This window comes from Thermococcus marinus, assembly GCF_055389025.1.
Map to the genome: position 1 here is coordinate 1,197,046 of NZ_AP042417.1, position 13,507 is coordinate 1,210,552.

A 13,507-nucleotide genomic window follows, 5' to 3' on the forward strand; every position below is an offset into this window, starting at 1 on the left:
CCGAAGGAAAAAGTTTTAGTAATTCGAAACGATGGAAGGGTGGTGGTAGGAATGAGAATGCTTCTGATACACGCCGACTACCTCGAGTACGAGGTCAGGGATAAGGCCCTGAAAAACCCCGAGCCGATAAGCGACGAGCAGAGGAAGGGCAGGCTTGACGAAGTTCTGGCGGTTTTCGTAAGCGTCGAGAAGGTTGACGAGACAAACCCCGAAGAGGTCGTCGAGAAGGCTATAGCCGAGATAGAGGACGTCGCGAAGCAGGTCAAGGCCGAGAGGATATTCGTTTACCCATTCGCCCACCTCAGCAGTGAACTGGCGAAACCTGACGTTGCCCTCGAAGTGCTCAAAAAGATAGAAGAGAAGCTCAAGGAGAAGGGCTACGAGGTCAAGCGCGCTCCCTTCGGCTACTACAAGGCCTTCAAGCTGAGCTGTAAGGGGCACCCGCTGGCCGAGCTCAGCAGGACGATAGTCCCGGAGGAAGGAGTCAGTAAGGAGGAGCGCAACATAGCCCTCGAGAAGGAGGAGAAAGAGTTAGTCAGCTACTGGTACATCCTCACCCCCGAGGGAGAGCTCATAGAGGTTGATAAGTTCGACTTCACCGGCCACGAGAACCTGAAAAAGTTCGTCAACTACGAGATAGCCAAGAACAGGATTGCCGACAGGGAACCGCCTCACGTCAGGCTCATGCTGGAGCACGAACTCGTTGACTACGAGCCGGGAAGCGACGGCGGAAACCTCAGGTATTATCCAAAGGGCAGGCTGATAAAGGGCCTCCTTGAGCAGTACGTCACCGAGAAGGTCGTCGAGTACGGAGCGATGGAAGTCGAGACCCCGATTATGTACGACTTCGAGCACCCGGCCCTTGAGAAGTACCTGAACAGGTTCCCCGCGAGGCAGTACATCGTCAAGAGCGGTGACAAGAAGTTCTTCCTGCGCTTCGCGGCATGCTTTGGACAGTTCCTCATAAAGAAGGACGCGATAATCAGCTACCGCAACCTCCCGCTCAGGATGTACGAGCTCACCCGCTACTCATTCAGGCGCGAGAAGAGCGGTGAGCTTTCAGGTTTGAGAAGGCTGAGGGCCTTCACGATGCCCGATATGCACACCGTCGCCAAGGACCTCAAGCAGGCGATGGACGAGTTCAAGAAGCAGTACAAGCTCAGCATGGAGGTTCTCAGGGGAGTCGGTCTCACTCCTGACGACTACGAGGTGGCGATAAGGTTCACCCGCGACTTCTGGGAGGAGAATAAGGACTTCATCGTCGAGCTGGCTAAGATAATCGGCAAGCCCGTCCTCATCGAGATGTGGGACCAGAGGTTCTTCTACTTCATACTCAAGTTCGAGTTCAACTTCGTTGACAACCTCGACAAGGCGGCCGCTCTAAGTACCGTCCAGATTGACGTCGAGAACGCCGAAAGGTTCGGTATAACCTACTACGACGAGGAGGGCAAGGAGCGCTACCCGCTCATACTCCACTGCTCGCCGAGCGGAGCAATCGAGCGCGTTATGTACGCAATCCTTGAGAAGCAGGCGAAACTGCAGGCCCAGGGCAAGAAGCCTATGTTCCCGCTCTGGCTCAGCCCGATACAGGTTAGAGTGATTCCGGTCAGCGAGGAGGTCATGGACTACGCGCTCTACGTGGCAGGCAAGCTCGAGGGCGCGAAAATAAGGGTGGACGTTGACGACACCAACGACAGGCTCAACAAGAAGATAAGGAAGGCCGAGAAGGAGTGGGTTCCCTACATCATCGTCGTCGGCAAGAACGAGAAGGAGCAGAACACAGTCACCGTCAGGAGGAGGAGCGACGGCAAGCAGGTCGAGATGCAGCTCGAAGACCTCATCAGGGAGATAAGGAGCCAGGTCGAGGGCTTCCCGTACAGGCCGAGGCCCCTGCCCCTGCTACTCAGCAGGAGGCCCAAGTTCAGGGGCTGAAAGCTTTTTCAGCATTATCTTTTCTCTTCCCCTGCTAACCTTAAGGGAGTAAACAACGGGTTCAAAGTCCGCGTAGGGGGCTTTTATGAAGTAAAGGAGTTCCTTAACGTGGTCTTCACGAATCCAGGACTTGGCGAGGAGGACGTAGTCGCTGACGTTGGATACCCACGCGACGAAACGTCTCGAAACAATGTCTGCATTGAGGGGCATGAGGAGTATCGACTCTGGAAAGTTAATGCTTTTGGTTGCTATCGTCTGGTTGAGCAGTTTCAGTGTCTGCTCCTCACCGAGCATGAGTGAGGCCCCATCGAGGGTGTAAATCATTCTCACGGCCTTTTCGGATTTAAGTTTGTCCCTGAGGGGCCCACAGTATATCCTGTCAATCTTGGGGTTTATGGTCTCGGCCTCAACCTTGTCGAGGTAGAAGACGTTTTCCATCTCCATCCTAAGAGGAGAGTACCGAGAGCCAAAGACGTCTATTATGGCCATCTTCGAGCTCTCAATGGCACTCCCGGCATCAAGCCCCACACTATTACACCTATGGAGCAAACTCCGAAGAGGGACACTATAATTTGATATTACCGTAAAGTAACCGCGCTCAATTGCTTTTCTTATGAACAGGAAGAGAATCTGCCAGGCGGATGAATAGGCGTCGTAGATAACGGTAACCGTGGAACCCTTCATCTCGGAAAGGGGAAAAACATCCAAGAGGGTCTTCATTCATTGCCCTCCCGCAGGTACTCCTGAAAGAACCTCTTTTATGAATTCCCTCGCCTCTTCGCTGAACTTGTCGAGCTCGACTTCTTTGCCGGACTTATCGTAGACCTTGCCGTCCCTGAAGTTTATCTCGAATATCTCGTAGCGCTCCTCGCTCTTCTCGTGGAGCTTTATTCCGTGGCCTTTGAGGTGGTTCTCAAGGTTCTCGATGTCCACGTACTTGCCGCACTTCTCGCACTTGTAGAACTGCCAGAGGATGTAGTCCTGGCCAGCTAGGACGTTGGCCTTTATGTGGTCTATCAGCATGCCGCCGAGGTACTCGTAGATGTCCTCCTGGACGAGCTTCCCGCCGTCTTCAACTACCTTAAAGCCGGCCCAGACTATGTGGTCGTTTATATCCGCGAGGGTGGCCTTGAGGTAGCGGTACGTGAGTATGAAAGTGCCGTTCCTTATGTAAAAGACTCCCTTGTCGGGAATTGCCACGATGTGGATTCCATCAACGTCCCTCCCGGCAAGAGACTCCGCCTCGCTCTTGTCCTTGGCCACGTCTATGAAGACCTTGACGTTGCTCTTCTTGTGGGTTCCAACTATAGTGCTCCCCTCGATTTCCCAGTGGTAGTCGTCGAGGTAGCGAACCTGTGCGTACACCTTCTTAACGCCGGGACTCAGCTCACTGTACATCCTCACCACCTGAGAAGGTTCTCTCAAACGTTAATAAGCTTTAGCGAAAAAGCTTAAAAACCACAAAGCTACCGGCCAAAGCGCCTCTGCCTCTTCTGGAACTCGCGGATTATTCTCAGGAAGTCTATCTTCCTGAACTCCGGGAAGTACACATCAACGAAGAAAAGCTCGCTGTAGGCTATCTGATAGAGCAGGAAGTTGCTTATCCTGACCTCGCCGCCGGTTCTTATCACGATGTCCGGATCGGGCATATTCGGGTAGTAGAGGTAGCGCTTTATCAGCTCCTCGTCTATGTCTTCCGGCCTCAGCTTTCCGGCGAGGGCATCATTCACTATCTCCTTGGCGGCATCGACTATCTCGCTCCTGCCCCCGTAGGCTAGCGCTATGTTGAGGGTGTAGTTTGAGTACTTCCTCGTCACGCGCTCGGCTTCCTCAGCGGCCTTCCTGACGTTTTCCGGCAGCATTTCCTTTCTCCCAAGGACGTTGACCCTTATGCCGTACCTGTGAACCCTTTCGTCCTTCACGAGCTCATTGAACTTCTCCTCGAAGAGGTTCATGAGGGCGTTTACTTCCTCGGGCGTCCTCTTGAAGTTCTCGGTTGAGAATGCATAGACCGTCAGCGTCCTTATTCCAAGCTCCCTGCACCATTCGAGGATTTCCTCAAGCTTCTTGGAGCCAAAGAAGTGGCCGTACCACGGGGGCTTCTCCAGCTTCCGCGCCCACCGTCTGTTTCCGTCCATGATTATTGCAACGTGCTTGGGTATGTTCCCCAATTTAACCCTCTCGAGCAGGTAGCGTTCGTAAAGGTCGTATGCGGGCTTGAATAAAATATGTGGGACGTGGGAAAGAACCCTGTAAATCATTTTCCTCACTCAAGCCTCTTTCTTGACTTGAGGTGCTTCTCGGCGAGCTCCACGTATATCTCGGCGTTCTTCTTCGTCCACTCGATTTCCTCCTCGCTGAGCTGCCTGACGACCTTGCCAGGGACACCAACGACGAGGCTGTAGTCCGGTATCTCCTTGCCGGGCGGAACGAGGGCACCGGCACCTATGATGACGTGCTTTCCAATCTTGGCCCCGTCGAGGATTATGGCACCCATGCCTATGATGGTGTAGTCCCCTATCTCGGCGCCGTGGACGACGGCGTTGTGGCCTATCGTGACGTACTTGCCGATTATCGTGGGCTGGTTGTGGGAGGTGTGTATGCTCACGTTGTCCTGGACGTTGGAGTAGGGGCCAACGTAAATCTGCTCGATGTCTCCCCTGAGAACGGCCGAAGGCCAGACGCTGGTCTTCTCCTCAAGGACGACATCGCCTATGACGGAGGCGCTCTCATCAACAAAAGCGGTCGGGTGAACCTTAGGCTTCTTCCCGTTGAACTCGTAAATCGCCATTTCCCATCACCGGGGAATAGTCCCGGGGAGAACTTATAAAGATAACCGGACAACTTAGCGGGGGAGAGAACTATGAGGTACAGGAGAGGTGCCAGTGCCGAGCGGGAGCTCATCCGCCTCCTTGAAAGGGCCGGCTTCGCTGTCCTCCGTTCGGCGGGCAGTCACAGGGTTGACCTGGTAGCGGGCAACGGGAAACGCTACCTGTGCATCGAGGTCAAGAGCACCCGCTCGGAGAGGGTTTACATACCCTCTGAAGATATAGAAAAGCTCGTTTCCTTCGCCGAACGCTTTGGGGGGAAACCCGTCCTGGCGGTCAAGTTCGTGAACGTTGGGTGGCACTTCTACTTCCCCCACGAGCTCAGAAAGAGCGGTAAGAACTACAGGGTGGACGCCGGCGACCCGTTCCACACCCTTGAAGAGCTCGTTGGGAGACAGAAAACCCTTGATGGGGTGATTGCCGATGAAGCTTAAATTGTTCGCATTACTTATGGTTCTGTTGCTTGTAACCCCCCTGCCCCTCGCTTTGTCGGAGGAGTCATCTCTGCTGAGCGTCGAAGTCCTCAACGACAACATCCCGACCCTCCCAGGGAGCACCGTGGTTGTCCCGTTCACCATCACTAACCTCGGGAACGAGACAATAAGCAACGTCACAGTCTACGTCACGGGCCCCGCCGAGGGCTTCCAGTACAGCGTCAAGGTGATAAGAACCCCGATAGAGCCCAGGGAGAGCGTGAACGACACGATAACTGTCAAGGTTTTGAATCCAGACGCGGGGCTTTACCTTCTGACTCTGGTCGCCAAGAGTGGAAGGGCCTACGCCACGTCGAAGTTCGTCGTGGACGTAAAAAGGATAATTGACTATTCCATTTCAATCAAAACAGCCCAGAAGTATATTTACGGCCGCAGAATAACTGCCCTCCTTGAGGTCACTTCCCGCTCGAACACTATACTCACTGGGAGAATAGGATACGCTGTTCTGAGGAGCGGTGTCCCCCTCTTAAATGAGAGCACCGTTACGTTTGTTAAGCCGGGTTCGAACTGGGTTAAGGAGCTCTCCTGGGAAAGCCTGCCCGTAGGCAACTACACGGTTCTCCTGTGGGCCAACTTCAGCGGGCTCTACAAGTCGGCCAGTGCCTCCTTCGAGGTCTATCAGAGAAACCTCTACTACGATGTCGGCTTCTGGAACGGGGCCATCCACATCAGGGTCTACAACGCCACGGGAGGTGTCCCGGACATCCCTGTTGAGATAAACGGGCTGAGGTTCACCACCGGACCCGACGGCACCTTAACTTACTCCGTCTCTTCGCCGGGGCGTTATACTGTCGTTTTGAACCTCGATGGAAAGATTGTCACGACTTTCGTGGATGTTAAGAAGCTCATAGTCACTCCCGAAGTCATTGACGGTGCCCTCGCCGTCAAGGTAGTGGACTCGACGGGTGTTCCGGTCTCGAACGTGACCCTGATGGCGTCGGGTCCGAGCGGCACGGACTACGCCGTGACCAACTCCTCTGGTGTTGGAGTGGTGAACCTGAGCAAGACCGGCTACGGGAGCATCGTGATAAAGGCCACGAGCGACCGCTATCTCCCGGGAGAGGCTGTGGTGACAGTCCAGAAGCCGCCTACCCCGACGACTTCAAACACCACCCCTGCGGAGACTTCCACCAGCACACCCCTCCAGTCGAATGCGACAGTTCCATCACCCTCGGAGGTCGAAGAGAAACCGGAAGGCTCAAACTACCGGGGGGTAATTCTGATTCTCGCGGGGGCTATCTTCGCGGCTACCTCCTACCTGGCGCTTGCAGTCCCCACAGTCCAGGAAGAGACGCTTGACCGCTACTACTTCGTCAAAGTCCGCGCCCCAAGACTTCACCCGCTGAAGAACTACCGCGTTGAAAGGCGAGTAAGCGCGGTCGAGGTGCGTGCGACCAGGGGGGAGGCAAAGCTTGAGGACGGAAAGCTCGTCTGGGAGCTCGACCTTGAGCCGGGGGAGGAAGCCTACCTGCAGGCAGTCCTCGGGTGACATTTTTCTTTTTTCAAGCCTCGCCCTTTAGGGCGGGGAGGAGGTCAGCGGTCGTGTACTACCTCTTTTATCGTTTTTCCCTTTTAATCCAGCAAAAGGCAAACCTTATTAAGCCAGCCGAACACATTTAGATGACTATCTAAAGGAGGCGAAAGCCATGGTGAACCTCGAACTGCTCAAGAAGGTTGTCGAGGCCCCGGGAGTTTCCGGCTATGAGTTCCTTGGAATAAGGGACGTCGTCATTGAGGAGCTGAAAGACCACGTGGACGAGATATACGTCGACAAGCTCGGAAACGTCATAGCCCACAAGAAGGGCAGCGGGCCGAGGATTATGATCGCGGCCCACATGGACAAGATAGGCGTCATGGTCAACCACATCGACAAGGAGGGCTACCTCCACGTCGTTCCGGTTGGAGGCGTTGACCCGAGGACTCTGGTCGCCCAGAGGATTCGCTTCTTCACCGAGAAGGGCGAGCACTACGGAGTCGTCGGCCACATACCGCCGCACCTCCAGAAGCCGGAGGACAGGAAAAAAGCAGCGGACTGGGACACAATAGTTGTTGACGTCGGTGCTGACAGTAGGGAGGAAGCCGAGGAGATGGGCTTCCGCGTTGGAACCGTCGGCGAGTTCGCCCCGGCCTTCATTCAGCTCAACGAGAACAGGATTGCCACGCCCTACCTCGACGATAGGGTCTGCCTCTACGCCATGATAGAGGCTGCCAAGGCCCTTGAGAACCACGAGGCCGACATATACTTCGTCGCGAGCGTTCAGGAGGAGGTCGGCCTCAGGGGTGCCCGCGTGGCGAGCTACGCCATCGACCCGGAGATAGGCATAGCCATGGACGTCACCTTCGCCAAGCAGGTCGGCGACAAGGGCAAGATCGTGCCCAAGCTCGGCGGCGGCCCGGTCATGGACGTCGGCCCGAACATCAACCCCAAGGTTCGCGCCTTCGCCGACGAGGTCGCGAAGAAGTACGAGGTACCGCTCCAGGTCGAGGCCAGCCCGAGGCCGACGGGAACCGACGCCAACATAATGCAGATCAACCGCGAGGGCGTTGCCACCGCCGTCCTCAGCATACCGATACGCTACATGCACAGCCAGGTCGAGACCGCTGACCTGAGGGACATCGACCTCACGATAAAGTTCGCCAAGCACTTCCTTGAGGAGCTCAGGCCGATGAACCTCACTCCGTGAGCGATCTCACTCCGTGAGGGGAAAGGTTTATTGGCTTTTCTTTCCTCCTATATTTGGTGACCCGATGATTGCGGTTGTTTCAATTGGGACTCTTAAGAGGTCGCTCATTGAGGGGGTTGTTGGGTTCCTCAACGACTACCACTCCCGCTTTGGGATTAGTGTTGAGTTTTCGGGGGAAATCCCAACTGAGCCATTCTCGGTAGCTTTCAACCCTTTAAGGGGCCAGTACCTTGGGAGGGTCTTCCTGCCGACGCTCTCCGCCCTGAAGGAGAGGCTTAACGCTACTGCCGTTCTGGGCATTACCGAGCTTGACCTCTACGAGGAGGGGCTGAACTTCATATTCGGCCTTGCAAACCCCTCCCTGAAGAGTGCAGTTGTTTCCGTTCACCGGCTGAGAAACGAGTTCTACGGCCTTGAGCCTGACGATGAACTGCTCATAGAGAGGGCAATCAAAGAGGCCATGCACGAGCTGGGGCACGTATTCGGGCTGAGACACTGTCCAAACCCGAGGTGCGTTATGCATTTCTCAAACTCACTCTATGACACGGACGTAAAAGGGCCCCTCTACTGCCCCGTCTGTGAAGAAAAGCTTGAAGCAAACCTGCGGAAACTGGGGGTGTTTCCATGATTGAAGTGGAAGTTAAGGGCTACGCGGACGACTCCATCTTTGAGAGGGTTCGTGAAGAGTTCGAGCTGATGAGGAAAGAGCACCACGAGGACACCTATTACCAGCACCCCTGCAGGGACTTCGCGGAGACCGACGAGGCCCTCCGGATAAGGATACGGCGCTTTGACGGCCATTTTGAGGCTTTTTTGACCTACAAAGGGCCGAAGCTGGACTCCACCTCCAAGACAAGGGAAGAGATAGAGGTTCCAATAAACGACCCCGACGAACACACCCGCATCCTTGAGGCCCTCGGCTTTAGAGAAGTCCTTACAGTCGAGAAAGTCCGTGAGAAGTACTACGTCGAGAAGGGCATAACGATAACGCTCGACGAGGTTGAGGGCCTCGGCAAGTTCATCGAGGCGGAGGCCGTTACGGAGGACAGGGATAAAGTCCCTGAGCTCGTTGAAAGATTGAAGAGGCTCCTTCTTGAGCTTGGAGTCACGCGCTTCGAGAGGCGCTCTTACCTCGAACTGCTGCTGGAGAAGGAGGGCTGAGATGGGGAAGCTAGACGAGCTGTTTGGAACCCTCCGGGGAAAGAGGCCGGAGACGGAAATACTCACTGAGATAGAGAACAGACTGCTGGTGGACGACGTTCCAGGGGCCATAGCCCTCATAGAGGGACTTGAGAAAGAGCAGAACATCGTCATAGCGGTTAGGATGACTCTCCGGAAAATTCTCAGGATGAAGGAGTCGGAGGGAGGGGAGGTTCGCTTGCTTCCCCTCCTCAAGATGTTAGTTCCCCATATTAATGGCATAAAAAACGAGCGCTACCGTGCGTTACTCCTTGGTGAGCTTGCGGTGGGGTTTTATACTCTCGGGGCCGAACTGGAGGGGGATTTTGCCCTCAAGACCGCGATAAACCTGGCCCTGGATCACCCGGACGTGCTGAGGGACGTAATAATGAACCTGATTAACTCTGGCCTGCTCCATAAGGCCGCCTACGCCATGAAGTTCGTTAAGGACAAAGAAAAGCTCGACGTTGTTCTTGTTCACCTCGCAGAGGTTCTATACGAAAGGGGCGAGGTAGAGAAGGCCCTCGCAGTGGTGGGCCACATAACGAGCAACTTCCACCGCGCCGTTGCGCTCTTTCATCTGGCCCAGTCTGAAATGGAGAGGGACAGGGGGAAGGCACTCCAGTTCGTTGAGTGGGCCATAAAGCTGGCGGAAAAGATAGAAGACCCTGAGGCAAGGTTTGAGCTCATGCTGAAGCTTTACGACCTGAAGCACGAGATACAGGGCGATTCCCTCAGCCTCTTCGAACTGTTGAAGAGGAAAACTCCCGAGGAGACAGGAGGGGCGGAAGACCAAGGGCCCTTGACAGGAGGAGGGAGTGAGGCACCTTGACGCCAATCTCGATTAGCTCTTCCACCTTCTCCGCGATTTCTCTTGGGGTTCCCTGAAGAATAACCTGGCCCCTGTCCAGAACCACCAGCCTGTCCGCCTTTCTGAACAGGAAGCGGGAGTCGTGCTCCACCATAATGACCGTTGTCCCGGCTTTGTGGAGGTCTTCTATGACCTTCAGGACTTCCTTTTTCCCCTCCGGGTCAAGCTGGGACGTCGGCTCATCGAGAACGAGATGGCTCGGCTTCATCGCTATTACCGACGCTATGGCCAGCCTCTGCTTCTCGCCGCCGCTGAGGTTCGGAGGGAACTCTTCTTCAAGGCCGCTGAGGCCGACGACTTTTAGGGCCCACTCCACCCTCCCCGCTATCTCCTCCCGCGACAGGCCGAGGTTTTCGAGCGCAAACGCGACCTCGTCTTCGACCGTCATGTTGAACAGCTGGCTTTCCGGGTTCTGGAGGACGAGGCCGACGATAGTTGAGAGCTTCGAGACCGGAGTCTCCGTCGTTTTGAAGGTCTCCCCGGTGCGGGGGTCTCTGACTATGACCTCCCCCGAGAACTGCCCCCGAATTGAGTTTGGAATTATCCCGTTCAGCGTCAGTGCGAGAGTTGACTTCCCGCTCCCGCTTGGCCCGAGGATTCCCATGAACTCCCCGTCTTTTATTGTAAGGCTCACACCCCTGAGGGCGGACCTCTCCGAGTGGACGTACTTGAAGGAAACATCCCGCACTTCAATCATTTTCTCTTCACCCTCGGGAGCAGGAAGACAACGCTGATTATGAAGACGAGGGTTGAGAATATCTCCAGCCTGCCAATCCACATGAGGAGTATGTACAACACCTTGAGGTCGGCGGGCATTGCTGGGGACGTTATCCCGATGCTAAGGCCCACGTTGCCCTGCGCTGAGGCTACCTCAAAGAGCGCGTCTGTAAGGCTAGCTTTGACGCGGAGCATTGTGTATACAGTACCGAAGAGCAGGAACGCAAGGTAAGTCATGGTAAAACTCATGACCTCCTGTATGTCCTCCTCGCTGAAGACGTAGTTGCCGACCTTTCTCTTAATGACTGCACCCCTCGGCAGGATTGCGCTCTCTATCGTCCACTTCAGGCTTTCGTACATCAGGGTGACGCGGATGAGCTTTATTCCGCCCGCCGTACTTCCAGCACCTCCACCGATTACCATCAGGATTGCAAGTATGAACTTCGCGACCTCGGGATAACTTGAGAGACTCGCTATCTGGAACCCCGTACAGCTTATGGCTGAAACCGCGTGGAACACTGCCTCCTGGATAACCTCTCCGAGGGCTTTCCCGATGGAAAAGAGGCTGTAACCTATTATCGTGACAGCGGGGATAAGAAAAACAAACATGTACCTAACCTGAATATCTTCAAAAAAGGGCTTGAGGGACTTGTTCTTGAAGAGTTTGTAATGAACCGTGAAGTTAACGGCGCCCATAATCATCAGGAAAATCGTGACGGCGTTGATTGCCGGGCTGTGGAAGAAGCCTATGCTCTCGTCGTGGGTGCTCATACCACCGGTTCCAAGACCGGTCATTGAGTGCGTGAGGGCGTCGAAAAGGTTCATGCCGTTGATGTAGTAGAGGTACGTGCCCACGAGCGTGAGGACGAGGTATATCTCGAAGATGACCTTTGAGGTATTGACGAGGTTCGGAAGGATTCTCTCGCTCCTGGCCTCGGCCCGGTAAAGCCTCGCCGCCGCGACACCGGGACGGATAAGGATGGTCAGGGCAACGAGCACGATTCCAACGCCACCGAGCCACTGCATCCACGCACGCCAGAACAGGAGAACCTTGGGGTAGCTCGACAGGTTGCTCATCATTGTGAGGCCCGTTCCAGTCCACGCGCTCATGCTCTCGAAATAGGAATCCACGAAGCTCATGTCCGCTATTCCCATGAACGGGACAACGCTCACAAGGGACGCAAACAGCCAGGTAAACGCGGCCGCGACCATGGCCTGCCTCAGGTTGACGTCCTCAACTTTATCCGAGTGTCTGCTCCACCAAGCGCCGAGGAGAATGCATGCCATTCCGGGAAGGGCAAAATACGGGACGTATTTAATTTGGTCTGGGTAAAACCACACGAGGAGCACGGGAACGAGGTAGGCAAGGCCAACTCCCTGCAGGATTGCCCCTATGAGGTTTCTAACAACGAATATATCATCTGACACGTTGATTCTCTTCCTGAATTCGAGCATCGCCTCACCGTCTCGCCTAAGGGTGGCGAAAATAAAAGGTTTTTCGTAAGGTTTAAGGGGAGCCTAACGCCACCTACCTCGGTGGTAGTAGTGGACGAAAGGGCAGCGCTGATTAAAGCCGGTGAGATAGCGAGAAAGGTCAAGGAGGAAGTCGCCGACCTCATAAAGCCAGGTGCAAAGCTCTACGACATAGCGGAGTTCGTTGAGAGGAGGATAGTGGAGCTCGGCGGAAAGCCCGCATTCCCCTGTAACCTCTCGCTCAACGAGATTGCGGCGCACTACACGCCGTACAAGGGCGACGATACTGCCCTCAAAGAGGGCGACTACCTCAAGGTTGACATCGGCGTCCACGTTGACGGCTACATAGCTGACACTGCCGTGACTTTCCGTGTCGGAATGGAAGAGGACGACCTCATGGAAGCGGCTAGGGAGGCCCTTGAGAACGCCATAGCGACGGTTAGGGCGGGCGTGATGGTAAGGGACGTCGCGAAGGCCATTGAAGACACTATAAGGGAGAGGGGGTTCAACTCCATAGTGAACCTGAGCGGGCACAAGGTCGAGCGCTACAAGCTCCACGCAGGGGTCAGCATTCCCAACGTCTACAGGCCTGCAGACACGTACGTCCTCCAGGAGGGCGACGTTTTCGCCATAGAGCCCTTTGCAACGACGGGCGCGGGCCAGGTCATAGAAGTCCCGCCGGCGCTGATTTTCATGTACCTCCGCGACAGGCCCGTCAGGATGCTCCAGGCGAGAAGGCTTCTCATGCACATCAAGCGCGAGTACAAGACACTTCCCTTTGCTTACCGCTGGCTCCAGGACTTCATGCCCGAGGGACAGCTGAAGCTGGCGCTGGCCCAGCTTGACAGGGCGGGGGCTATTTACAGCTACCCGATACTGAGGGAAGTCCGCGGCGGCCTCGTTGCCCAGTTCGAGCACACGGTCATAGTCGAGAAGGACGGCGCCTACGTGACGACCTGAAGACCCCTTGGGAGAAGTAGGCTGTTTTCTTTTCTGTTTCTTACGGTTTTCCCTGTTTCACAGAGGGTTACAGGTTTGCAACTTCTTAAGTAAGAATCTCTGAGGCAAACTACAGACGGCAGAAGTATAGAGTAGGGGAAGTGGAACCCCCCTCTCGGGCTCGGCAGTTGGTTGGCGCCGGGGCAGGGATTTGAACCCTGGTGGGCGGACGCCCACGGGATCTCGAGTCCCGCGCCTTCCCAGGCTAGGCTACCCCGGCGCGGTCTTTGGTTTGCTTCTCGGTTTTATAAATCTTTCCGCGAAAAATTTATTAACCCAAATTAATTAAAATGCCAACGGTTGCAAAGGTTTAAATCCTAGAAGAACCAA

General features: G+C 55.1%; 14 protein-coding genes and 1 tRNA gene. 8 read left to right on the forward strand and 7 right to left on the reverse strand.

Annotation, left to right across the window (positions count from 1 at the left end):
- The first annotated feature begins 51 nt into the window (after positions 1-51).
- On the forward strand, positions 52-1,932 hold the full coding sequence (locus ACZ5ER_RS06655) for a threonine--tRNA ligase (protein WP_464935133.1): 1,881 nt from the start codon (positions 52-54) through the stop codon (positions 1,930-1,932).
- Here ACZ5ER_RS06655 and ACZ5ER_RS06660 read toward each other — a convergent pair.
- The 4 genes from ACZ5ER_RS06660 to ACZ5ER_RS06675 all read right to left on the reverse strand — a co-directional run bounded on the left by ACZ5ER_RS06660 (position 1,900) and on the right by ACZ5ER_RS06675 (position 4,723).
- On the reverse strand, positions 1,900-2,460 hold the full coding sequence (locus tag ACZ5ER_RS06660) for a hypothetical protein (RefSeq protein WP_227738678.1): 561 nt from the start codon (positions 2,458-2,460) through the stop codon (positions 1,900-1,902). The genes ACZ5ER_RS06655 and ACZ5ER_RS06660 overlap by 33 nt on opposite strands.
- 192 nt (positions 2,461-2,652) lie before the next feature.
- Complete coding sequence (locus ACZ5ER_RS06665; protein WP_050003144.1) at positions 2,653-3,330, reverse strand: TBP-interacting protein; 678 nt, start codon at positions 3,328-3,330, stop codon at positions 2,653-2,655.
- Positions 3,331-3,398: 68 nt separating this feature from the next.
- On the reverse strand, positions 3,399-4,193 hold the full coding sequence (uppS, locus tag ACZ5ER_RS06670; RefSeq protein WP_050003145.1) for a polyprenyl diphosphate synthase: 795 nt from the start codon (positions 4,191-4,193) through the stop codon (positions 3,399-3,401).
- Positions 4,194-4,198: 5 nt separating this feature from the next.
- The gene (locus ACZ5ER_RS06675) at positions 4,199-4,723 is read right to left on the reverse strand and encodes a gamma carbonic anhydrase family protein (protein ID WP_050003146.1); all 525 of its coding nucleotides are present in this window, start codon (positions 4,721-4,723) and stop codon (positions 4,199-4,201) included.
- A gap of 72 nt (positions 4,724-4,795) precedes the next feature.
- Between ACZ5ER_RS06675 and hjc the strand changes: the two genes are divergently transcribed.
- The 6 genes from hjc to ACZ5ER_RS06705 all read left to right on the forward strand — a co-directional run bounded on the left by hjc (position 4,796) and on the right by ACZ5ER_RS06705 (position 9,949).
- On the forward strand, positions 4,796-5,194 hold the full coding sequence (gene hjc / locus ACZ5ER_RS06680; protein ID WP_050003147.1) for a Holliday junction resolvase Hjc: 399 nt from the start codon (positions 4,796-4,798) through the stop codon (positions 5,192-5,194).
- Positions 5,184-6,743: a COG1470 family protein gene (locus tag ACZ5ER_RS06685; protein ID WP_464934074.1), complete on the forward strand. Its 1,560-nt coding sequence runs from the start codon at positions 5,184-5,186 to the stop codon at positions 6,741-6,743. The genes hjc and ACZ5ER_RS06685 overlap by 11 nt, the downstream gene beginning before the upstream one ends.
- Before the next feature lie 157 nt (positions 6,744-6,900).
- Entirely contained in the window at positions 6,901-7,938 is a 1,038-nt protein-coding gene (locus tag ACZ5ER_RS06690) for a lysyl aminopeptidase (RefSeq protein ID WP_464934075.1), read from the forward strand.
- Between the two features lie 64 nt (positions 7,939-8,002).
- Positions 8,003-8,566 carry an archaemetzincin family Zn-dependent metalloprotease gene (locus tag ACZ5ER_RS06695; protein WP_050003150.1) on the forward strand — a complete coding sequence of 188 codons (564 nt, stop codon included), beginning with the start codon at positions 8,003-8,005 and terminating at the stop codon, positions 8,564-8,566.
- The gene (gene cyaB, locus ACZ5ER_RS06700; RefSeq protein WP_050003151.1) at positions 8,563-9,099 is read left to right on the forward strand and encodes a class IV adenylate cyclase; all 537 of its coding nucleotides are present in this window, start codon (positions 8,563-8,565) and stop codon (positions 9,097-9,099) included. The genes ACZ5ER_RS06695 and cyaB overlap by 4 nt, the downstream gene beginning before the upstream one ends.
- A 1-nt stretch (position 9,100) precedes the next feature.
- The gene (locus ACZ5ER_RS06705) at positions 9,101-9,949 is read left to right on the forward strand and encodes a hypothetical protein (RefSeq protein WP_050003152.1); all 849 of its coding nucleotides are present in this window, start codon (positions 9,101-9,103) and stop codon (positions 9,947-9,949) included.
- On the opposite strand, the gene ACZ5ER_RS06710 is transcribed toward ACZ5ER_RS06705, so the two are convergent.
- Entirely contained in the window at positions 9,852-10,685 is an 834-nt protein-coding gene (locus ACZ5ER_RS06710) for an energy-coupling factor ABC transporter ATP-binding protein (protein WP_081947220.1), read from the reverse strand. The genes ACZ5ER_RS06705 and ACZ5ER_RS06710 overlap by 98 nt on opposite strands.
- Positions 10,682-12,160 carry a TrkH family potassium uptake protein gene (locus ACZ5ER_RS06715; protein ID WP_464934076.1) on the reverse strand — a complete coding sequence of 493 codons (1,479 nt, stop codon included), beginning with the start codon at positions 12,158-12,160 and terminating at the stop codon, positions 10,682-10,684. The genes ACZ5ER_RS06710 and ACZ5ER_RS06715 overlap by 4 nt, the downstream gene beginning before the upstream one ends.
- 90 nt (positions 12,161-12,250) lie before the next feature.
- Between ACZ5ER_RS06715 and map the strand changes: the two genes are divergently transcribed.
- Positions 12,251-13,138, forward strand: a complete 888-nt coding sequence (gene map / locus ACZ5ER_RS06720) for a type II methionyl aminopeptidase (RefSeq protein WP_464935135.1) — start codon at positions 12,251-12,253, stop codon at positions 13,136-13,138.
- Between the two features lie 172 nt (positions 13,139-13,310).
- Here map and ACZ5ER_RS06725 read toward each other — a convergent pair.
- A tRNA-Ser gene (locus tag ACZ5ER_RS06725) sits at positions 13,311-13,397 on the reverse strand.
- Positions 13,398-13,507 lie beyond the last annotated feature (110 nt).